This window comes from Mesorhizobium sp. M1163 (genome assembly GCF_040318415.1).
In the GTDB taxonomy this organism is placed as follows: Bacteria; Pseudomonadota; Alphaproteobacteria; order Rhizobiales; family Rhizobiaceae; genus Mesorhizobium.
Genome location: NZ_JAMYMF010000019.1, coordinates 16,777 through 36,802, shown reverse-complemented (window position 1 = coordinate 36,802; position 20,026 = coordinate 16,777). Strand labels below are relative to the sequence as shown.

General features: G+C 61.1%; 15 protein-coding genes and 1 pseudogene. 11 read left to right on the top strand and 5 right to left on the bottom strand.

Annotated elements, in window-relative coordinates:
• The first annotated feature begins 131 nt into the window (after positions 1 to 131).
• Both NKH43_RS18725 and NKH43_RS18720 read left to right on the top strand, forming a co-directional pair.
• On the top strand, positions 132 to 1,667 hold the full coding sequence (locus NKH43_RS18725; RefSeq protein ID WP_023717109.1) for a DHA2 family efflux MFS transporter permease subunit: 1,536 nt from the start codon (positions 132 to 134) through the stop codon (positions 1,665 to 1,667).
• Between the two features lie 173 nt (positions 1,668 to 1,840).
• Complete coding sequence (locus NKH43_RS18720) at positions 1,841 to 4,525, top strand: EAL domain-containing protein (protein WP_352859372.1); 2,685 nt, start codon at positions 1,841 to 1,843, stop codon at positions 4,523 to 4,525.
• Between the two features lie 48 nt (positions 4,526 to 4,573).
• Here the strand turns inward: NKH43_RS18720 and NKH43_RS18715 are convergent, their stop codons facing one another.
• Positions 4,574 to 5,092: a CAP domain-containing protein gene (locus tag NKH43_RS18715; protein ID WP_352859371.1), complete on the bottom strand. Its 519-nt coding sequence runs from the start codon at positions 5,090 to 5,092 to the stop codon at positions 4,574 to 4,576.
• A gap of 213 nt (positions 5,093 to 5,305) precedes the next feature.
• Between NKH43_RS18715 and NKH43_RS18710 the strand changes: the two genes are divergently transcribed.
• The 5 genes from NKH43_RS18710 (at position 5,306) to NKH43_RS18690 (ending at position 11,626) form a co-directional block, all read left to right on the top strand.
• Positions 5,306 to 6,067, top strand: a complete 762-nt coding sequence (locus tag NKH43_RS18710; protein WP_352859369.1) for a Tll0287-like domain-containing protein — start codon at positions 5,306 to 5,308, stop codon at positions 6,065 to 6,067.
• Positions 6,064 to 8,850, top strand: a complete 2,787-nt coding sequence (locus NKH43_RS18705; RefSeq protein WP_352859367.1) for an ATP-binding response regulator — start codon at positions 6,064 to 6,066, stop codon at positions 8,848 to 8,850. The genes NKH43_RS18710 and NKH43_RS18705 overlap by 4 nt, the downstream gene beginning before the upstream one ends.
• 2 nt (positions 8,851 to 8,852) lie before the next feature.
• Positions 8,853 to 9,224, top strand: a complete 372-nt coding sequence (locus NKH43_RS18700) for a response regulator (RefSeq protein ID WP_023717114.1) — start codon at positions 8,853 to 8,855, stop codon at positions 9,222 to 9,224.
• Positions 9,225 to 9,248: 24 nt separating this feature from the next.
• Entirely contained in the window at positions 9,249 to 10,814 is a 1,566-nt protein-coding gene (locus NKH43_RS18695; protein WP_352481731.1) for an adenylate/guanylate cyclase domain-containing protein, read from the top strand.
• 113 nt (positions 10,815 to 10,927) lie between these two features.
• Entirely contained in the window at positions 10,928 to 11,626 is a 699-nt protein-coding gene (locus tag NKH43_RS18690) for a superoxide dismutase (RefSeq protein WP_084642425.1), read from the top strand.
• Positions 11,627 to 12,109: 483 nt separating this feature from the next.
• On the opposite strand, the gene NKH43_RS18685 is transcribed toward NKH43_RS18690, so the two are convergent.
• The gene (locus tag NKH43_RS18685; protein WP_352859366.1) at positions 12,110 to 12,475 is read right to left on the bottom strand and encodes a winged helix-turn-helix transcriptional regulator; all 366 of its coding nucleotides are present in this window, start codon (positions 12,473 to 12,475) and stop codon (positions 12,110 to 12,112) included.
• A gap of 107 nt (positions 12,476 to 12,582) precedes the next feature.
• Between NKH43_RS18685 and NKH43_RS18680 the strand changes: the two genes are divergently transcribed.
• The gene (locus NKH43_RS18680; RefSeq protein WP_352859364.1) at positions 12,583 to 13,287 is read left to right on the top strand and encodes a glutathione S-transferase family protein; all 705 of its coding nucleotides are present in this window, start codon (positions 12,583 to 12,585) and stop codon (positions 13,285 to 13,287) included.
• A 143-nt stretch (positions 13,288 to 13,430) separates the two neighbouring features.
• Entirely contained in the window at positions 13,431 to 14,255 is an 825-nt protein-coding gene (locus NKH43_RS18675; protein ID WP_352859363.1) for a DUF2189 domain-containing protein, read from the top strand.
• A 6-nt stretch (positions 14,256 to 14,261) separates the two neighbouring features.
• Here the strand turns inward: NKH43_RS18675 and NKH43_RS18670 are convergent.
• Together NKH43_RS18670 and NKH43_RS18665 are read right to left on the bottom strand one after the other, a co-directional pair.
• Positions 14,262 to 14,893, bottom strand: a pseudogene (locus tag NKH43_RS18670) (LysE family translocator).
• Between the two features lie 122 nt (positions 14,894 to 15,015).
• Positions 15,016 to 16,983, bottom strand: a complete 1,968-nt coding sequence (locus NKH43_RS18665) for a pilus assembly protein TadG-related protein (protein ID WP_352859361.1) — start codon at positions 16,981 to 16,983, stop codon at positions 15,016 to 15,018.
• A 337-nt stretch (positions 16,984 to 17,320) separates the two neighbouring features.
• Here NKH43_RS18665 and NKH43_RS18660 point away from each other — a divergent pair, with 337 nt between their 5' ends.
• Both NKH43_RS18660 and NKH43_RS18655 read left to right on the top strand, forming a co-directional pair.
• Positions 17,321 to 18,181: a TIGR01459 family HAD-type hydrolase gene (locus NKH43_RS18660; RefSeq protein ID WP_352859359.1), complete on the top strand. Its 861-nt coding sequence runs from the start codon at positions 17,321 to 17,323 to the stop codon at positions 18,179 to 18,181.
• 31 nt (positions 18,182 to 18,212) lie between these two features.
• A complete protein-coding gene (locus NKH43_RS18655) occupies positions 18,213 to 19,196 on the top strand; it encodes a bifunctional riboflavin kinase/FAD synthetase (protein WP_352859358.1) in 984 nt (327 codons plus the stop codon).
• Between the two features lie 2 nt (positions 19,197 to 19,198).
• Here NKH43_RS18655 and NKH43_RS18650 read toward each other — a convergent pair whose 3' ends face one another.
• Positions 19,199 to 19,753, bottom strand: a complete 555-nt coding sequence (locus NKH43_RS18650) for an HdeD family acid-resistance protein (protein WP_023717123.1) — start codon at positions 19,751 to 19,753, stop codon at positions 19,199 to 19,201.
• Positions 19,754 to 20,026 lie beyond the last annotated feature (273 nt).

The window sequence follows — 20,026 nt, the reverse complement described above, 5'->3', positions numbered from 1 at the left end:
AGACGCTCAGTCGATGTAACCCCCACATCGATGCTCGCGTCCCACCGCGATGAGGGTCTCTCTGCAGCGAGGGCCTCGCCGTCCGGAAACCTAGTGTACACGTTTTTGTTACCTGCTGGAAGTTTTACGTCATGAGCACCCCAGAACCCTTTCGCGAAGTACCGCACCGCGGCCTGATCACAGTTGCGCTCATGCTGGCGACGATCATGCAGGCGCTCGACACGACGATCGCCAACGTCGCGCTGCCGACCATGACCGGCGATCTCGGCGCCTCCCCCGACAACATCAACTGGGTGCTGACCTCCTACATCGTTGCCGCCGCGATCATGACGCCGGTGACCGGCTGGCTTGCCGACCGCTTCGGTCGCAAGGAGCTGTTCCTGACGGCGGTGGTCGGCTTCACCGTCTTCTCCATGCTGTGCGGCATCGCCTGGAGCCTGGAGACCATCGTTCTCTTCCGGCTGATGCAAGGCGTCTTCGGCGCGGCCATCGTGCCGCTGTCGCAGACCTTCCTGCTCGACATCAACCCTAGGGAACGCCACGGCCAGGCCATGGCCATCTGGGGCGCCGGCATCATGCTGGGACCGATCCTTGGCCCGACGCTGGGTGGCTGGCTGACCGAGAATTTCAACTGGCGCTGGGTGTTCTTCATCAACCTGCCGGTCGGCATCATCGCCTTCCTCGGCATGGCCGCATATCTCCCCAGCGTTGCCCGGCGGGTGCGCAGCTTCGATTTCTTCGGCTTCGCCATGCTCTCGCTCGGTGTCGGCGCGTTGCAACTGATGCTAGATCGCGGCGGCGAGGTCGACTGGTTTTCCTCGATCGAGATATGGATCGAGCTTGGTCTTTCCATCACCGGCTTCTGGGTATTCACCATTCACACGTTGACGGCGGAGCACCCCTTTATCGACCCGAAGATCTTCCTCGATCGCAATTTCGTCACCGGGCTGGCGTTCATCTTTGTCATGGGCGTGCTCATTTTGGCGAGCATGTCGCTGCTGCCGCCAATGCTGTCGACCATCTTCGGCTATCCGACCCTCACCATCGGCATCGTCCTGGGGCCACGCGGTGTCGGCACGATGATCGCGATGCTGTTCGTCGGGCGGATCATGCACAGGATCGATGCCAGGATCCTCGTCGTCATCGGCTTCCTGCTGACCGCGCAATCGCTCTATACGATGTCCAGCTTCTCGCCGCAGATGGACAACTGGCTTATCCTCAGCTCCGGCGTCATCCAGGGCCTTGGAATGGGAATGGTGTTCGTGCCGCTGTCCACCGTGGCCTTCGCCACGCTCGACGCACGCTTCCGTACCGATGCCACGGCGTTGTTCAGCCTGGTGCGCAATCTTGGCTCGTCGATCGGCGTATCGGTGGTGACGGTTCTGCTGGTGCGTAACACGCAGATCAACCACGCCGAGCTCTCGGCCTATGTCAACCCGTTCAATCCCAACCTCTGGGCGGCGTCGCCGGCAGCAGCGGGCGGCGATCCGATGGCGCTGTCGCTGATGGATCGCATGGTCAATATCCAGGCGATGATGATCTCCTACGTCAATGACTTCAAGCTGCTGATGATGATGACACTGCTTGCCGTCCCGTTTGTTTTCCTGCTGCGCAAGCCAAAGGCTGCGCCGCCCGCCGGTGGAGCGCCTGCCGCGCATATGGACTAAGTCTCACGGCTCCGGCAACCGCGACCGGCTCACGGCTTCCGTTGCCTGTGCCGGTCGGGTCGGCATTGAGCCGGTTCACCTGCCATTAGTATATCCCGACCAATATGCACTCGCTTTTGGGTTGAAGGCGAGCCTCCTTTGCTTGCCTCAAGCATCAGCGGGAGGAACTGTGTTTGGCCACGAAATCATCCAGGCAAACCGCCGAAGTGCCCGAATCCGCCAATTTGACGACGCTGGCACAACTGGCGACTGCCTCATATGAGGCGCTCGAGCGCGAGCTTCGCGCCACGATTGCAGCGCTTCAGGACCAGGCACTGCGGTTCCAGACCGCGATCGAGAACATCTCGCAAGGCATCTGCTTTTTTGACGCCGATGAACGGCTGATCCTGTGCAACCGGCGCTATGCGGAAATCTATCGCCTTGCGCCGGAGCAATTGCAGCCGGGCGCGGCGCTGCGCGAAATCGTCGAGCGGCGCGTCGCTGTCGGGACCTCGGCAATGAATGCGGACGCCTATCTGGCGTTGGCCCGGGCAGTCAATTCGGGCACTGCTTCGGGGAACTGGACAGCCGAGCTCGCCGATGGCCGGACAATTCAGGTCTGCCATCAACCGATGCCTGACGGCGGCTGGGTGGCCACGCACGAGGACATCAGCGAGCTCAGCGCCAACCGCTTGGTTGTCGACGAGCGTATCTCCTTGCAGACGCTGATCGACCTGGTGCCTGACTACATGTGGGTGAAGGACACCGAAAGCCGCTTCGTCGTCGCCAACCGAGCCATTGCGTCCGACAGCGGTCGAGACAGCACGAGCGACATGATCGGCCTGAGCGACTTCGACCTTCATGCGCCGGATCTTGCGCAGAAATTTCGCTTCGTCGAGCAGCAACTGATGCGCGACGGACAACCGATGATCGACGAGGAGGAGTTCGTCGTCGATGCGTCAGGCACCGGCAAATGGTTCCTGTCTACGAAACTGCCATTGCGCAACGTTCAAAACAACATTTTCGGCCTCGTCGGCATTGCCCGCGACATCACTGCGCGCAAGCAGGCCGAAATCCTTCGCGATGGGCAGGCGCATATCCTCGAGATGATCGCAAAGAGCGCTCCCCTCGAAGACGTGCTCGAGCGGCTCATGCGTCTGGTCGAGTCCCAACTGGCGGGGATATTCGGTTCGGTCTTGCTGCTCGACAAGGATGGCAGCCACTTGCGCCACGCCGCCGCGCCGAGCCTGGCGAAAGACTACACCGACGCCGTCGACGGCGCCGCGGTCGGCCCTCGGGCCGGGTCTTGCGGAACGGCGGTCTATCGGCACGAGCCGGTGATTGTCGCTGACATCATGCAGGATCCGCTTTGGCAGGATTATCGCGAACTCGCGCGGCCGCACGGTTTGCGTTCGTGCTGGTCGACCCCGATCCTGTCGCATCAGGGCGCGGTGCTTGGCGTCTTTGCGATGTATTCGATGACGGTGCGCGAACCGACCGAGGCCGAGACCCGCCTGATCGATTTCACCACGCGCATCGCCGGGATCGCCATCGAACGCAAACAGGCTGAAGACCGGATCCACTTCATGGCCAATCATGACGTGCTGACCGGGCTTCCCAATCGCGCCTTGCTCGAGGATCGGCTTTCGCAGGCGGTCCTGTACGCCCAGCGATACGATCGCTGGGTGACGGTGGTGTTCATCGATCTGGACAATTTCAAATTTGTCAACGACACGCTCGGCCACAATGCCGGAGACGAGCTTCTGAAGATCGTCGCAAGTCGCATGGTCGACTGCGTGAGGGCAACCGATACCGTCGTGCGGCTTGGCGGCGACGAATTCGTCATCGTGCTTTTCGACCAGCCGGCGAACGTCGATCTCGTTTCCGAGACCTTGCAAAAGCTCAGGTCGGCACTCGCCGAACCGGTTCGGCTCGGAGCGCATCTTGTGCGGGCGACGGCCAGCATAGGCATTGCCAACTATCCGAAGGATGGGACTGATCCCGATACGCTGCTGGCAAATGCCGATGCGGCCATGTATCGCGCCAAGGAGTTCGGCCGCGACAATTTCCAGTTTTACGCTCCGGAGTTCAATACCCGGGCGCATGAAAAATTCGTGCTTCAGGAAGAGTTGCGAAACGCCTTGGCGCGTTCGGAATTCACTCTGCTCTACCAACCGCAAGTGGACCTTCGGTCAGGTCGGATTTTTGCGGTCGAGGCGCTGATACGCTGGAACCATCCAACGCTTGGCACGATAATGCCGACGATGTTCATCCCGACCGCCGAGGAGACAGGCCTGATCGTACCGATCGGCGACTGGGTTCTGCATGAGGCGTGCCGGCAGAACAAAGCCTGGCAAGACGCCGGGCTGCCGCCCTTGACCGTTTGCGTGAATGTGTCGGCGCGGCAATTCAGGGAGCGCAACCTGATCGATCGCATCGTCAGCGCGCTGAAGGACAGCGGCCTGGAGGCCAGGTATCTCGAGCTGGAGGTGACCGAGAGCCTTATCATGCAGGATATCGAGCTCGCCGTCGCGACCATGAACGCCCTGCAAAGCCTGGGTGTCCAGATCTCGATCGATGATTTCGGCACAGGCTATTCCAGCCTCAGCGCACTCAAAACCTTTCCCGTGGCGCGGCTGAAGATCGACAAGTCCTTCATCAAGGACCTCGCCGCCGACGAGAACGACCAGGCTGTGGCCAGCGCGGTGATTTCATTGGGGCAAAATCTCAACCTGAGGGTCATCGCCGAGGGCGTTGAGACAGATGATCAGGTGGCCTTCCTGCGCAGGAACAATTGCGACGAAATGCAAGGCTATCATTTCAGCAGACCGGTTTGTGCGCAGGACATCGAGGAGTTGCTCGGCGGCCGCAAAAACTGACGGCTCGATCATCCGGCACGGACTCCGCCGACCAAAGGCGAAACCGTGCTATCTACCGAGCACAAGGCACCAGTAGCGAAGCGTGTTGTCGCGGCCGTCGCGTACATAGGCGAGGCCGAAGCGGGTGAAGCGCGGGTCTAGCATGTTGCGGCGGTGGCCTGGCGAATGCACCCAGATATCGAACAGCTTCTGCTGGTCGAAGCGGCCTTCGGCGATGTTCTCGGCGGCGGCGCCGGCAATGCCATTGTCTTTGACGCGCGAGGCAAAGTCCTTGCCCCAGCCGGTGGTGTGATTCATGCGGCCGCGGCGCGCCATGTAGCCGGCCTGCTGCAAGGCCGCCTGTTCGAGACGAGGGTCGGCGACAAGCGGTCCAAGACCGGCTGAGGCCCGAATGCCGCTCAGGGTGCCGGCCGCGGAAGCAGAGACACCGGCGCCTTCGCCGGTGGGCAGCACGGCGGTTGCGCAGGCGGCGAGCCCGGCAAGGGCACCAAGGCCGGCAGCTCTGAGCAGCATGCGCCTGTTCAGGCTTGGTTTGCCTTCATAATTTTTAATTCTCGCAACGGTCATGCCCGCCTGACATAGCGGTGATCATGGCTTTTGCCGGGCAGGCGATTAGAATCTCGCCCAAGCCGACCCACAGCGCAACAAAAAGGGCCGAGCTCGCGGGTCGCAAGTCGCCCAGACTGTTCGTTGCGGAACCAGCAAAGTTTGCCGCTGGGTCCCCGCCTTTTATCGTGTTATGCTAATATACCCTAAAGGCCGTCCTTGAAGGGAACGGAAATGTCCGCCATGTCAACGTTGACCCGGACTTTCATTGCCGCTGTTCTTGTCGGCTGCGCACTCGTCGTGTCGTCTGCCATCGGAGCGGGAGTTACCGAGGATGTCGTGACGGGAGCGCGACTCGCGGAATTGCTCCGTGCGGGGCGAAACATCATCTCGAACTATCAGACGCTCATCAATGATCCTGCTCTTGGCGACAAGCACCTCGACGGTGAGCGCATTACGAGAGAAGCCATCGCCGCATACTCAAAACACACCGGCCACGACCCGCTTTCGGGCGGATTGACCGAGCGCGACCGGCGTCTGCTTGAGGCCCAGATTGAGGCGATGCGAGAGGTGGTGGACGAACAGCAAGATAACATCAACCGCGCGGGAACCGCTTTCAAAGGCTTCGTGCCAGCGGTGTTTGCGCGTCTGATGAATGACAAGTTCGCTGCCAAGGCCGGCAACGAAGCTCGGGTGCGCGTGACCGCGCCAGAGCAACTCGTGCGCAACCGCAAATCGCTTCCGGACGCATGGGAAGCACGGATCATCGAAAGCGTCTTGCTGGATCCGCAGAGAGCAAAGGGAGAAGCCTACACGGAAGTCACCGAGGCGGATGGGCGCCCTGCATTTAGAATGCTGCTGCCCGAATACTATACTGGCTCGTGTCTTTCCTGCCACGGCGAGCCGAAGGGCGAGATCGACGTGACAGGATACCCAAAGGAGGGCGGCAAAGCGGGCGATCTGGGAGGCGCGATAAGCATCGTCTTGTTCAAATGAGCGCTTTGGAACAATCACCGCACCGCGTGGAAACGGTATCGGCGCCGGCGAGGCCCTTTGCGCGTCCCTTTGCCCATCTACCGATTTCGGCCCGCATAGCTGCGCTGACAGCGGCCGGCCCTATCAGCCTTATCGTATCGTCAATCTTTCTCACACAGGCACTTTATCGCAGTGCAGATCGAACTGCGGAGACCAAAGCATTTTTCGACGCCGCGTCCACTGCGGCTGCGGCGCACGCAACATTCGGCGAATTGCGATACTGGCTGACTGATCTGTCGGTTAGCTTGTTGATGAATTCCCAGCGTAATGCCGAGCAGGCGCGCGAGCGACTACTGGCACATCTGGACCGCCTTTCGAAATCATCACCGGATGCGGTCAGGGAAATCCGCGTTGAGATGGATGCCTATGTCAAAACAGCGCTGGAGGCGGCAGACAGCTATACTCAAGACAACCGCATCATCGGCAACACTCTCCTCGCCGAGGCGCGCACCCACAGCGCAAACGTGGATGCTGCGCTTAACAAACTCGTCGACCGAGCGAGCGCCGAGGCAGAAGCCGCTCGCAACGAGGTCGTAACGGAAACCCAGAAAACGGCGACTACTGCTGCCGTTCTGGTGGCCATCGTGGTGATGATCGGGTCACTTCTCACCATCCTTGTTCTTCGCTCGATCGTCGGACCGTTGCGGCGGCTGAACCGGGTAATCGGAAATCTGACGGAAGGACGCTACGACGTCGAAATACAGGCAGAGGGAGGGGACGAGCTCGGCGCGATGGCGCGGACGCTTCGGCTTTTCCGGGCGAGCGCAATTGCAAAGCAACGACTGGAGGATGAGGCGGAGCGGCAAAGACGGACGATCGGAGCGGCACTCGAGGCGATTTCTGACGGATTTGTCCTGTTCGATTCGGAGGACAAGGTCCTTCTTGCCAACAGCAAATACTGCGAAATCTTTCCCGACAATGACCGAGCTACTCTGCCGGGGCAAAGCCTTCAGGATATTCTGAAAAGACGCTTGGCGAGCGGGCACGTCGACCTTGAGGGCGCGTCGCCGGAGGAATGGATTGCGAAGAGGCTGCGCATCCAGAAGGATCCGGCAGGCTTCGTCCACGAGGGTCGCTTCGGAGAACGCTGGGTCCGCGTCAGCAAACGAAAGACCCCTGACGGCGGGACCGTCGCCGTTTACACCGACATCACGGAACTGAAGCAGAGAGAGGTCGAACTCGAGCGGGCCAAGAGTCATGCTGAAGCGGCAAATGAGGCCAAGAGCAGCTTCCTCGCGTCCATGAGCCACGAGCTGCGCACTCCACTGAACGCGATCATTGGCTACAGCGAGATGCTGATCGAAGAGGCGAGCGACCAGCAAATGAATGAGTTCGTGCCAGATGTGGAAAAGATCGCCGGGGCCGGCCGCCATCTCCTCGCGCTCATCAACGACATCCTCGATCTGTCGAAGATCGAGGCAAATAAGATGGCAAATTTCCTCGAGACTTTCGACGTCGCCGACTTGTTGCGCGATGTCCAGGCCACAGTCGCGCCACTGATGGCGAAAAACCGAAACAGTTTCGTTATGGACCTCGCGGGCGACCTCGGGAAGATGCATTCGGACCAGACGAAGTTGCGTCAGAACCTCTTCAATCTCCTCAGTAACGCAGCCAAGTTCACCGAGGGGGGCCGTGTAACACTGGCGATTCGACGCGAGAGGAGATCGGACGGCGACTGGCTGATATTCACAGTGTCCGACACCGGGATCGGGATGACGCCAAAGCAGCAAGAACGGCTCTTTGATGCTTTTACGCAGGCAGACGCCTCCACCACTCGCAACTACGGCGGGACGGGATTGGGCCTCAGCATAACCCGGAGTTTCTGCCGCATGATCGGAGGCGTTGTAACCGTTAAAAGCGAGTTCGGAAAAGGCTCGACTTTCACAATGGAGATTCCAGCCGAGTGCGACGAAGAACCTGGCGAGCAGAAACCCGCTGAGCCGCTGTCGTCGAGGCCCTCGGAGCAGGCGGTTCTGATCATAGATGACGAACCAGCCGCCCGAACTCTCATCGCCAGGTCCTTGGCTGAGGCGGGACTGGCATCAATCGAAGCAGCAAGCGGCGAGGAAGGCATAGCCGCGGCGCGAGCGCATCGCCCGGCCGCAATCGTTCTCGACATCATCATGCCGCATCAGGACGGCTGGTCAGTGCTGCGCTCACTGAAGGGCGATAAGGAGCTCTGCGAGATTCCGGTAATCCTTGCGACGATACTTGCAGATCGCGAACTCGGCCTCTCACTCGGTGCGGTCGAATACCTCACGAAGCCGATCGACACCCAGAAGCTTATACGAACAATAGAGGCTTGCGGCGGCGGCAACCGCGATGTGCTTGTTATTGACGACGATCAAGCCTCCCGCGACTTCCTTCGGCGTATCCTGATCAAGAAGGATTGGCGGGTTCACGAGGCAAGCGATGGCCTGCGCGGCCTCAAGCTGATGAAGCGGTTGTTACCGCGTCTGGTCCTGCTTGATCTGCTGATGCCCGAAATGGACGGGTTCCAGACCCTGAACGAGATGCAGCAGGTGCCCGAGCTTCAGAACATTCCGGTCGTCGTCGTGACTTCCAAGGATTTATCGGCGGACGAGCTCAAGTGGCTTCGCGACAGGGCGGTCGCGGTTGTAATCAAGGGCGCAAATAGTCGGTCTCAGTTGGTCGAGGCCCTCGAGCGCCAGATCTTCCCACTTGGGTCGACAGGTGCCAGCCTTGCCGATCGCGGAACCGCCCCCATGGCTGAAGGAAGCTAAAGATGACGAGGATCCTTCTGGTAGAAGACAACGAATTGAACCGCGACATGCTTTTGCGGCGGTTGTCACGGCGTGGGTTCGAAGTCCTCATTGCGGAAAACGGACAGTCCGGCGTGGAACTCACCGTTTCGGAAAGGCCCGATCTCATCCTCATGGATATGAGCTTGCCGGTCATGGACGGGTGGGAGGCGACCCGGCGGATCAAGGCTGATCCGGCCACCTCCGGGATCCCGATCATTGCGCTTTCTGCGCACGCGATGGCCAACGATCGCGAAATGGCACTCGAGGCAGGCTGCGATGACTACGATAGCAAGCCGGTGGACCTGTCGCGACTTGTCCAGAAAATTGAACAATTGCTTGCCGCGAATCGATGAGGCGCGGACCGACGGTTTGAAAATATGCCTGCTAAGAACAAGTTCCAACGCCATGCGATCGCCGTCCATCTGGCGCAACAGCTCGCCGGACCGGCGCGGGCAATCTCAGGATTTCAGGAGCTGCTAACCGAGCAGGTGCAGGACCTCGGTCTGGCCCACATGAGACCGGATCTAGAGAAGGTTGGCGCCGCTGCTTGCGAATTGAGTAGCCTGATCGACAGCTTGATCCACGGCAAAGCGGACAATCAGAACCGGGCAGGGGTCGAGATCGAGGCGAAACTGCGCCACGACTTGCGAACGCCGCTCAACGCCATCATCGGCTATTCCGAAATGATTCGTGAAGAAGCCGAAGAATTGCACGAATACGCGCTGGAAGAGGATGTCAGGGTGATGCTCGCCGCGGCAGCTGAGTTGCTGGCGCATGTCGATGCGATTGCCGGCCTCTCGCGCGCACCCGACAGCGAGGAACCGCGGACCACGGATCAGGCTGAGATCGATGTGGCAGGGCTCGAACGGGCACTGATCAAGGCAGAGCACGACGCAAGCTCCGGTCACGGTGGCCGCATACTTGTCGTCGACGACATCACCAGCAACCGCGGTCTCCTCTCGCGCCGCTTGCAACGTGACGGTCATCAGGTAGTCACTGCCGAGTCCGGTCCGTCGGCGCTGACTCACCTCGCGGAACACGAGTTCGACCTAGTTCTGCTGGACGTCCTAATGCCGGACATGAACGGCATCGAGGTGCTCTCGCGATTGAAAGCGGAGCGCCGATGGCGGCATATCCCTGTCATCATGATATCGGGGTTGGACGAAGTGGACGCGGTGGTCCGCTGCATCGAGGCGGGGGCCGACGACTACTTGCCTAAACCTTTCAATCCGGTCCTGCTGCGCGCCCGGATCAACTCGAGTTTGGAGAAGAAACGTTGGCTCGACCGCGAGCACCAGTATCTTCAGCGGATCGAGGCGGAGAAGCGGCGGGCTGACTCGCTTCTCCATGCGATCCTGCCCGGTCAGATCGTGGCACGGCTGCAACGGGGCGAAGAGTTCATTGCCGACCGGTTCGATGAAGTGACCATTCTTTTTGCCGATATTGTCGGTTTCTCGAGCATAGCGGCAAGGTTGCCGCCGTCGGACCTGATCAAACGCCTCGACGGGCTATTCAGCACGTTCGACGTCTTGGCGGAGAAGCATGCCGTGGAGAAAATCAAGACCATCGGAGACGCCTATATGGCTGCGGGCGGTGTTCCGGAACCGGCAGCTGACCATGCCGACAGGATCGTGGCACTGGGGAAATCCATGCTGGACGCGTTGAAGCCCTTAGCGTGGGGCAACGATGGTTTTCGGATCCGCATTGGCGTGCACACGGGACCGGTGATCGCGGGCCTGATCGGCCGGCATCGGTTCGTCTACGACGTCTGGGGCGAAACCGTGAATATTGCAAGCCGGCTCGAGTCCCAGGGCGTGGCCGACCGCATGCAGATTTCGGAGGCAACCAAGCAGGCCCTGCACACCTCCTGGAAGCTCGAACCGCGCTGTAATGTAGAACTGGCAGGTGTCGGCAGGATTGAAACCTATCTCGTTCAACACTGATCGGAACAATGGCTAACCCTCAGGGAATTTCGCGAAGCGATGCTTGGAGTCGCGACACCTCGTAAACGAACAGCATGCAGCATTGGCGTTCCACTTTCACCCGGAGCTACACCATGAACAGGCGTCAGAGTCTTCTATTTCTCGCAGGAGCATCGGCCGCGGCAGCCAACACAACCCTGTTGGGCGCCGCGGCCTTTGCGCAGGAGACCCAACCCTTCAAGCTCCCACCGCTCGGCTACGCGAACAACGCATTAGAGCCGCACATCGACGCGACCACGATGATGATCCATCACGACCGCCATCACGCCGCTTATGTGAATGCCTGCAATCAACTCGTGCCGCTTTGGCCCGAGCTCGCCAGCACGCCGATGGAGGCAATTCTGGCAGATCTGGGCAAGGTCCCGGAAGGCGTGCGCAACAATCTTGGGGGACATTGGAATCACACTCACTTCTGGGAGCTGATGACTCCCGGGGGCCCCAACCAGCCCGGTGGCGACCTCAACGCCGCCATAAGCAGCACCTTCGGCAGCTATGCGGGCCTGACCGAAAAGCTCACGGCGGTTGGCCTTGGCCGCTTTGGCTCCGGCTGGGTATGGCTTGTCGTGAACAAGGACAAGAAGCTCGACATCGTCAGCACAGCCAACCAGGACACGCCGCTCGAGCTAGGGGCGCGTCCGGTGATTGGCGTCGACGTCTGGGAACACGCCTATTACCTCAAGTATCAGAACCGCCGCGCCGACTACCTCAAGGAATGGTGGCGCGTGGTGAACTGGGACAAGGCCCTCGCCAACTTCAAGAAGTCGACCGGCTGAGGGGGCCGCAGATCGCGACGCCTCGTCCCTTCAGCCGCAGCAGCCGGCCGCGTTCGTGGTCACAGCTGTTTTTTTCAGCGTCTCGCGCGAATACCGAGCGGTTCGCCGGCTGGGGTAGCGCCTTCGGTTCAGACATCCCGGTTGCCAATTTCCGCGACTGGCTTGTCTGTCGTGTTCACACCTTTGATATGCCCCAAGCTGTGACCGAAGGGCAGCAACGGGTCCGAGACGCGACCTTCGCGGCATCATTGGCAAAGGTCCGCAAGTGGCGCAAACCAGCCCACGCTATGCTGGACGCGAAGGTCAGCTTTTTGGCCCAATCATCCCGAAAGCGGATCTCCGCTTCCGGCCCAAACGCGACGTTAGAGTATCTGCTCGGCAATGACAGCTTCTGGCGCTGTCCGTGCATTCCGATATTCGGCCGGATCCTATTCAAAGCGGTTGTCCAGCCTCGGATAGCAAGCGTCAGATTTTCACGATCGGCTAGGCCGCTGTGTCTCGCCTCGTTTCCGGCATCGGTGGAGCCTGGCCGACCCGGTCGTCCCCGGTATGTTTCCACCATCTGCCCAAGGCCTCGATGAGCGGCACAAGCTTGAGACCGGGCGTCGTGAGGTCGTAATCCACGCGTAGCGGATAGCCGGCATGCGCCCTTCGCCGCACAATCCCGGCGTCCTCCAGCTTGCGCAGTTCGAGAGCCAGAATGCGGTGCGACACGGTCGGGTTGTCACGCCTCAGATCGCTGAAGCGCTTGGTGCCGTCCTTGAGATAGTAGAGCAGCAAGGTGGGCCAGCGACCGCTGAGCACACGCATGGTCTCTTCGATCGGGCAGCGTGAGACGACATCTTTCATGGGGGGACCTGGTTACAGAATAGTGCGTAATTTACATGGGGCGACCAGCGTTTAGGGTCAAGTTTCGCTGCGCAGCGTAATCCCTAAATTATGGAAGAGACAAAGAAATGGAACCTATCCTCCTTTATGGCTTCCCGCTGGGAAGTTCGATGGGGCTCGTCGCTGCATTTGAACGCGTCGGACAGCCCTACCGCCTGTGTCGAGTCGACATGCTCACTGAAATGAAGAACGACGCCTATGCCAGCATCAACGGCCGTCAGGAAACGCCGGTGTTGATCACCGACGAAGGCAGGGTGCTCACCGAGACCATGGCGATTGCCGCTTGGCTCGAAGCCCGCGATACGCAACGTCGTATCAGCTTTGAGCCTCGCTCGCCGGAAGCCGACCGGATGCACCAGCTGATGGCTTTCGTGAACACCGGCTTCACCGCCGCTTTCACCCCGCTCTGGGCCGCATATGAAATGGAATCGGCCGAGCCGGTGCTGCTGGCAACCTTGCGTGACTTTGGCCGCAAGGTCGTGACCAACCGCCATGACCAGCTCGAGGCGATGATCCTCGACACGGATTTCCTGGTCGGCGACCGGCTGACGCTTGCCGATACCACGCTGATCGGCGTGGCGCGCTGGGCGGAGTTACACAAGGCGGTCGACGGCGCAGCTTATCCCAAGCTGGCGGCGTTGCGCCGCCGGATCGAAAGCGATCCGGACGTGCGATTTGCGCAGACCATCGAGGATGGTGAAAAGCCGGCCGGGTCAGGCGCTTGCCTCGGTCACGTGCGGCTGGCCGAGGTGATCGATCGCTTCGCGGCCTAATCTGTTCGTTCAGCCGCCCGGCGCCCCGGCGCCGGGTGGTGGCGACAAGCGCGCGGAGATCGGCTATCATATCGCCGTTCTTGAAGTGGCAGCTGCGGGCGGCCATCCTGGCGGTGACCGCCCCGACACACGGGAGAAAGGTTATGGCCGGCTTTCATGTCATGGCGGACGCGCGTGGAATGCATGTACAGCCCACGGTGCGCCGCATCAGCACCGAGGATCTGATCGATGCGCTCCGTCTCGGCGTAGAGGATTTCTGGGCCAAGCCGTCGCATTATGTGTTCCTGTGCCTGATCTATCCGGTGGTCGGCCTGATCCTGACGCAGTGGACGTCGGGCTCGAATGCCATCCAGCTCATCTATCCGCTGATGTCCGGCTTCGCTTTGGTCGGTCCGTTCGCCGCTATCGGCCTTTACGAAATCAGCCGTCGGCGCGAGTTCGGCATGGATACATCCTGGTGGCATGCGCTCGACGTGCGCCACTCGCCGGCGCTGCCCGCGATTGCGGTCATCGGCATCATGCTGCTGGTACTGTTCCTGCTCTGGCTGTTCACCGCGCAATCGATCTACACCAGCCTGTACGGCAATCAGCCTCCGACCTCTATCGTCGGCTTTATTCGCGAGGTGCTGACGACCAGCAAGGGCTGGACACTGATCCTGCTCGGCAACCTGGCCGGGTTCGCCTTCGCCGCGATCGTGCTGGCGACGACTGTCGTCGCCTTTCCGCTGCTGCTCGACCGCGATGTCGGCGCGGTCTCAGCAGTCGAGACGTCGGCGCGCGCAGTTATGACAAACCCGCTGCAGATGGCGCTGTGGGGCCTGATGGTCGCCGTGCTCCTGGTCATCGGCTCGATCCCGCTATTTGCCGGGCTTGCCGTCGTCATGCCCGTCCTTGGCCACGCGACCTGGCATCTCTACCGCAGGGTGGTCGAACCGGAGCGGGCACAGCAGGTCAGACGGCCGATGTAGGCCCGATCAGCGTTGCGCATCGGTTGCCATCTTGACGGCCAGCGCGGTCAGCACCGTGCCCATCATCCAGCGCTGGATCACCAGCCATAGCGGCCGCCCGGCGAGGAAGATGGCGATCGAGCCGGCCGTCACCGCGATGATGGCGTTGACGGTCAGGCTGATGGCGACCTGCGTGGCACCGAGCACCAGAAGCTGCGACAGCACGTGGCCCTTGCCGGGGCTGATGAACTGCGGCAGCAGCGACAGATAGAGCACTGCCACCTTCGGGTTGAGCAGGTTGGTCATCAGGCCCATGGCGAACAGCTTGCGCGGCCTGTCCTTAGGCATTCGCGGATCTGGAAGGGCGAGCGCCCGCCCGGCTTCACCGCTTGCCAGGCAAGCCACAGCAGATAGAGCGCGCCGGCAAGGCGCAGCACGTCATAGGCGAAGGGCACGGCGAGCAGCAGCGCGGTGATGCCGAACGCCGCTGACAGCACGTAGAATAAAAAACCGAGCGCCACGCCCCCCAGCGAGATCAGCCCGGCCTTCGGCCCTTGCGACAGCGAGCGCGAAATCAGATGGATCATGTTCGGGCCGGGCGTCAGCACCATGCCGAGGCAGACCAGCGCGAAGGCGAGATGGTTGGCGGGTTCAGGCAAGAGCGTATCTCCGGATGGGGACACTCACCACATGCTTTCCCCACCCGCAAGGGCATGAGGGCAGGAGCCTTTGCGCCAGCGCGCTGCGCCCCTCTGCCTTTACGTCGCTAATCCCATCGCCTTCAGCCGACGATGCGCAGGTTCGACAATTCGTTGGCGATTTCCTTAAAATTGTCGGACAGCGTCGCGCCCGTCGCATTCCAGAACAACTTGGCCGGCTTGCTCGGGTCGGCCGGATCCTTGCGGAAGCGCGAATCCGAGGAACACGCCTTCAGCGCATCGATCGCCTTCTTGTCGCCAGTATCTGTGGGCGACAGGTCGAGCGCCACCGTCATCACCAGAATGTTCGAATTCTTTGCATTGGCGCAGAGCGTTTTCATCTGCTCGTCGAGTGCTGCCGTGTAGTTGACACCGGTATAGGTGGTCTTGCCGATATCGGTGCTGGTATTCATGAACAGGCGGGTCACGCTTCCAGATCCCGGATAGGTCAGGCCAGTGTAGCCGTAGGCGGCGTAGGTCGACCTGTTGTTGGCATAGCTGCCGTCGCTGACGGCGCTATAGGTATTGGCTCCGTCGGTCAGCACCACGACCACCTTGTCGTTGCCCCTCTCGCTGTTCGGCCGGCCATCGGTGAACGGTGGGTTGCTCGATACCGTTCGCCAGCCCCAGGCAATGCCCTCCGGCACGTTGGTGTTGCCGTTCGGCGCCATGGCGTCGATGGCATCCTTGATCTCCTGCTTCTCTGCGTCCTGGCTGACGTCCTTCAACGGCGTGATCGGGTTGGTGGTGCAGGAGGAATTCGGCCCATCGCCCGCGGCTGCGGATTGCGAACCGTACGGTTTTACCAGGAAATATTTGCGCATGTCAGACTGTCGCTGCGAAGCGGTGGGACCGGGGACATAGGGCCAATCGGCCCACCAGTTGTTGCCGTAATTGTAAGACGTGCTGATGACGTCGTTGATGCCGTCACGGTTGAAATCGAGCCACAGAGTGCCAGCCTCATCCGGGGCAAACATCGGCACGAAAAGCGTGGCCGGCGCGGCTGTGTCGGGCGTGGTGTCGTCGACATTGTAGGGATATGGCCGTGCCTCGACGCAACCTTGCCAGCTCGCATAGCGGCTCGTCGTATAGATATATTCCGGTGCGCTCCAATGGCCGTACTGGCAGGTGCCGTTCTTCTTGTATGTGTCGCAGACATATTGCTTCGAATTGGGTACCTCTTCGCGGCCCGATTCGACCGTCATGTCGGCGTAGAGGCTGAAACGGGTCAGCGGCTGGTCCTTGGTCTCGCCCCAGCCGGTGCCGCGCTTGTACCAGATGCCATTGAGCTTCTCGGCATATTTGTCCGGATTGTTGGCGGCACTCATCGTCGTCCAGTCGAAATCCTCATGCTGGATCGGCGAGATGCCGTCCTGATCCATCCAGCCGTCTTGATCGTGGGTAGGGCCGATATTGACCGAGGCCGCAAACGGCACGAGCGAAAATTGCACCGGTTTGGTGATCTGCTTCATCTGCTGCGCCTGAAGCGCCAGCGTATCGACAAGCTGCTTGGCGGCCGACTTCAGCAGGTCTATTCGCTTTTCGCCGGTGCCGGAGCCGAGATCGCTCATCGAGCCGGAATTATCCAGCACAAGCGCGACTTCGAGGGTGTTCTTGAGGCGGAGTTCCGAACATTCGGTGAAGGTCGTGTCGCTTGCCGTGCCGCCGATCAGCAGGCTGGCGGCCGGGAGAAAATAAGGGTGGAAGGTGAGGCTGGCGCAGAGCTTCAAGGTGCCGCCGCCGGCATTGTTGTTGGGCAGCGTGACGGTCAGCGCTGTGTTCGCCGGGTCGATACGTGCGAGATTGGTTTCGAAAAATGTCTTGGCGTAGGCCTTGACGTCGTCGTCGCTGGCGCCGGCGACGATCTCCTGGGCGGCGGCGAGGCCGGCCGCATCAAGTGCGTTCAGCGTTTCGTGCTTTTGGCGCAGCAACTCCCCGTAATCGACACTGAGCGCCAGACCGGCCATCAGCGGCACAATGGTGATTGCAGTCATTAAGGAGTAGTTGCCACGTTTGTCGTGTCGGAATTTTCCGATTATTGCCTTCAGCATTCCCGCCCCGCCTTATTTTTCCCGGACGATGCCACGCATTATTAAATTTCCGATTGCTAAAATACGTCCAAGGTCGGTACGGTTTTTCAATCCCCGTTAACCACACGTCCGCAATCGGCAATGCCGCTCCGCGCTCTCCGCGGCAAAGTCCCTAAAAGCGGATAAGGCGCTGGAAAAGAAAAGCTTTCGCCATCACTTCCCCGCCGGCGCCCCGGGCGGCAATCTGGCGGGCACAACGAAAGCTGGTGACAGAGCGAAGCGCTTCGGTTAATCCGGGCCGGCCGCTACGGACCGTCGGTCGCGGCGCTTGCAAGCATCATGGTACAGGGACAACGGCATGGCGGATTCGCCCGACATCATCGGTTCGCTCGCAGACCTGTCGGGAGCCTATTCAGCCATCCTGTGCGATGTCTGGGGCGTGGTGCACAATGGCGAATGGCATTTCCCCGCGGCGGCTGCCGCGCTGATCGCTGCTCGCGCGGCGAAAATACCTGTGGTGCTGATCACCAATTCGCCGCGCCGCAGCGCCGACGTGGTGGCGCAGATGAACGCCATCGGTGTTCCTTCCGCCGCCTACGATCGTGTCGTGACGTCTGGCGACGTGACCCGCGACCTGATCGCCGAAGGGCCGCGAAAGATCTTCCACATAGGCGCCGATCGAGATTTCACGCTCTATGATGGTCTCGACGTCGAGCTTGTCGAGGAGTTCGAAGCATCCGGCGTGGTCTGCACCGGCTTGTTCAATGACGAGGTGGAGAAGCCGGAAGATTATGCCGATCTTCTGCGGCGGCTGCGTGCCAGGAACCTGCCCTTCATCTGCGCCAATCCCGACATCGTCGTCGAGCGCGGCGAACGTATGATCTGGTGCGCAGGGGCTTTGGCCCGCGAATACGCGCAGCTTGGCGGGCGCACCCTGATCGCCGGGAAACCTTATGCGCCGGTCTATGAGGTCGCCATGAAAGAGATCGCCGTCATTCTCGGCCGCACGGTCGAGCGTTCGCAAGTTCTGGCCATCGGCGACGGCATGATGACCGACATCAAGGGCGCGGCCGACAATGGCTTCGACGTGCTCTACGTATCGGGCGGCATCCATGCCCGCGATTACGGTGAAGCGCTGCAGCCAGACCCGGCCAGGCTCGCGGCCTTTCTCGAAAAATACGGCTACAGGCCGGTCGCGGTGATTCCCAGACTGCAATAAGTTCAGGCCCAGACTGCAATAGGTTCAAGCTATGACGGCAATGTTCGAACGCATTTCCGCAACCGCACCGCTGCCGGCCCATCTGCGTGGCGGCGTGGTGGCGATCGGCAATTTCGACGGCGTCCACCGCGGCCATCAGGCGGTGCTCGAACGCGCGCGCGCCGAAGCGGAGCGTCGCGGCGTACCTGCCCTGGTGCTGACCTTCGTGCCGCATCCGCGAAAAGTGTTCAGGCCGGACATGCCGCTGTTCGTGTTGACGCCACCGCCGATGAAGGCGCGGCTGCTGTCGCATCTGGGCTTTGCGGCGCTGGTCGAGCAGCCGTTCACACGCGAGTTCGCCTCCTTGTCGGCGGAGGCTTTCGTCACCGGCGTGCTCGAGCGCAACCTCGGCATAAGCCACGCCGTCACCGGCTTCGATTTCCATTTCGGCAAGGACCGCCAAGGCGGCCCGGCCTATCTGATGGCGGCCGGCGAGCGCCACGGCTTCGGCGTCACGCTGGTCGATGCCTTCCGCGACGAAAGCGCCGAGGTGGTGTCGTCGAGCCGCATTCGCACGCTGCTGTGCGAGGGCAATGTGGCCGAGGCCGCCGGCCTGCTCGGCTACCGTTTCACCGTCGAGGCGGAGGTGATCGGCGGCCAGCAGCTCGGCCAGACACTCGGCTTTCCGACCGCAAACATGAGGCTTTCGCCGGAAGCCACCCTGAAGGACGGAATTTATGCAGTCCGCTTCCGCCGCGCCGACGGCTCGCTTCATGATGGCGTCGCCAGCTTCGGCCGCCGGCCGACGGTCGACGACAATGGCGCACCATTGCTGGAGACTTTTGTGTTCGACTTTTCCGGCGACCTCTACGGCGAGATTTGTGCCGTGTCCTTTTTCGGCTACCTGCGTTCGGAGGTGAAGTTCGACGGGCTTGATGCGCTGGTCGCACAGATGAAGCGCGATGAGGCTGAGGCGAAGGCACTGCTCGCCGGCGTCAGGCCGCTTTCCGGGCTCGACGCGGCCATAGCTTTCTGAATCTACTTTTTCAGCGCCAAGCCGACGGCAATGAAGGTCCAGCCTTGGAAAATCAGGTCGACGGCCAGGAACAGGCCGAGCACCCACACGCTGTTGACCGGCCAGCCCATGGCGATGACCAGTCCCGCCAGCGCGCTGATGATGCCGGCCGCGACCACCCAGCCCCAGCCCGGCTGCGGCCGGTGGCTGTAGCCGACCCAGGCCCTGAGCACGCCTGAAGCAAGGAGTGCGACTGCCAGGAGGAAGGTTAGCACCGTCGAGGCGAGGACCGGATTGTCGAAGGCGAAGAAGCCGGCGACGGCGTAGAGGAGGCCGCTGAGCAGCCAATAGAAGAAGCGGCCCCATGTCTTCACGCCAAAGGCATGGATGATCTCGACAACGCCGGCCATCAGCATCAGCCAGCCCACGACAAAGACGGAGGCGACGGTTGCGATGAACAGATTGCCGAAAGCGATGCCGCCGAAGACAAGCAGCAGCACCCCAAGCGCGACAAACCATCCCCACTTCGCCCGCGTCTGGCCAATGGCGTCTTTCAAGGCGTCGCCGTGCAGTGTCATCACCCTTCTCCCTCAAGGTTGCCTAGCTTCTTTGTTCCGGAAGGTAGCGCCGATCGCCTTGCCCGTCCAGCGAGCAGGCTGCGATCGCCACGCCCCGAGCGATCCGCTTGCCACACTTCCGCTTTGTCCCGAAGAGGCCAAATATCAGATGGAATATTCGACCATATGCGAGGGGAGTGCTAAAGATGACGAGTGGGTTTAGGGGCGACCCGCCGTCTCGTGTATTCGCCATGACGCAAGTGTAACGAAAAATCCCCAGCGCTGGCATTGGCC

Excerpts from the sequence above, each read along its gene's own strand:
- NKH43_RS18725 (WP_023717109.1), top strand. The coding sequence starts at position 132 with ATGAGCACCCCAGAACCCTTTCGCGAAGTACCGCACCGCGGCCTGATC.
- NKH43_RS18715 (WP_352859371.1), bottom strand. The coding sequence starts at position 5,092 with ATGACCGTTGCGAGAATTAAAAATTATGAAGGCAAACCAAGCCTGAAC.
- NKH43_RS18710 (WP_352859369.1), top strand. The coding sequence starts at position 5,306 with ATGTCCGCCATGTCAACGTTGACCCGGACTTTCATTGCCGCTGTTCTT.
- NKH43_RS18705 (WP_352859367.1), top strand. The coding sequence starts at position 6,064 with ATGAGCGCTTTGGAACAATCACCGCACCGCGTGGAAACGGTATCGGCG.
- NKH43_RS18700 (WP_023717114.1), top strand. The coding sequence starts at position 8,853 with ATGACGAGGATCCTTCTGGTAGAAGACAACGAATTGAACCGCGACATG.
- NKH43_RS18695 (WP_352481731.1), top strand. The coding sequence starts at position 9,249 with ATGCCTGCTAAGAACAAGTTCCAACGCCATGCGATCGCCGTCCATCTG.
- NKH43_RS18690 (WP_084642425.1), top strand. The coding sequence starts at position 10,928 with ATGAACAGGCGTCAGAGTCTTCTATTTCTCGCAGGAGCATCGGCCGCG.
- NKH43_RS18685 (WP_352859366.1), bottom strand. The coding sequence starts at position 12,475 with ATGAAAGATGTCGTCTCACGCTGCCCGATCGAAGAGACCATGCGTGTG.
- NKH43_RS18680 (WP_352859364.1), top strand. The coding sequence starts at position 12,583 with ATGGAACCTATCCTCCTTTATGGCTTCCCGCTGGGAAGTTCGATGGGG.
- NKH43_RS18675 (WP_352859363.1), top strand. The coding sequence starts at position 13,431 with ATGGCCGGCTTTCATGTCATGGCGGACGCGCGTGGAATGCATGTACAG.
- NKH43_RS18665 (WP_352859361.1), bottom strand. The coding sequence starts at position 16,983 with ATGCTGAAGGCAATAATCGGAAAATTCCGACACGACAAACGTGGCAAC.
- NKH43_RS18660 (WP_352859359.1), top strand. The coding sequence starts at position 17,321 with ATGGCGGATTCGCCCGACATCATCGGTTCGCTCGCAGACCTGTCGGGA.
- NKH43_RS18655 (WP_352859358.1), top strand. The coding sequence starts at position 18,213 with ATGACGGCAATGTTCGAACGCATTTCCGCAACCGCACCGCTGCCGGCC.
- NKH43_RS18650 (WP_023717123.1), bottom strand. The coding sequence starts at position 19,753 with ATGACACTGCACGGCGACGCCTTGAAAGACGCCATTGGCCAGACGCGG.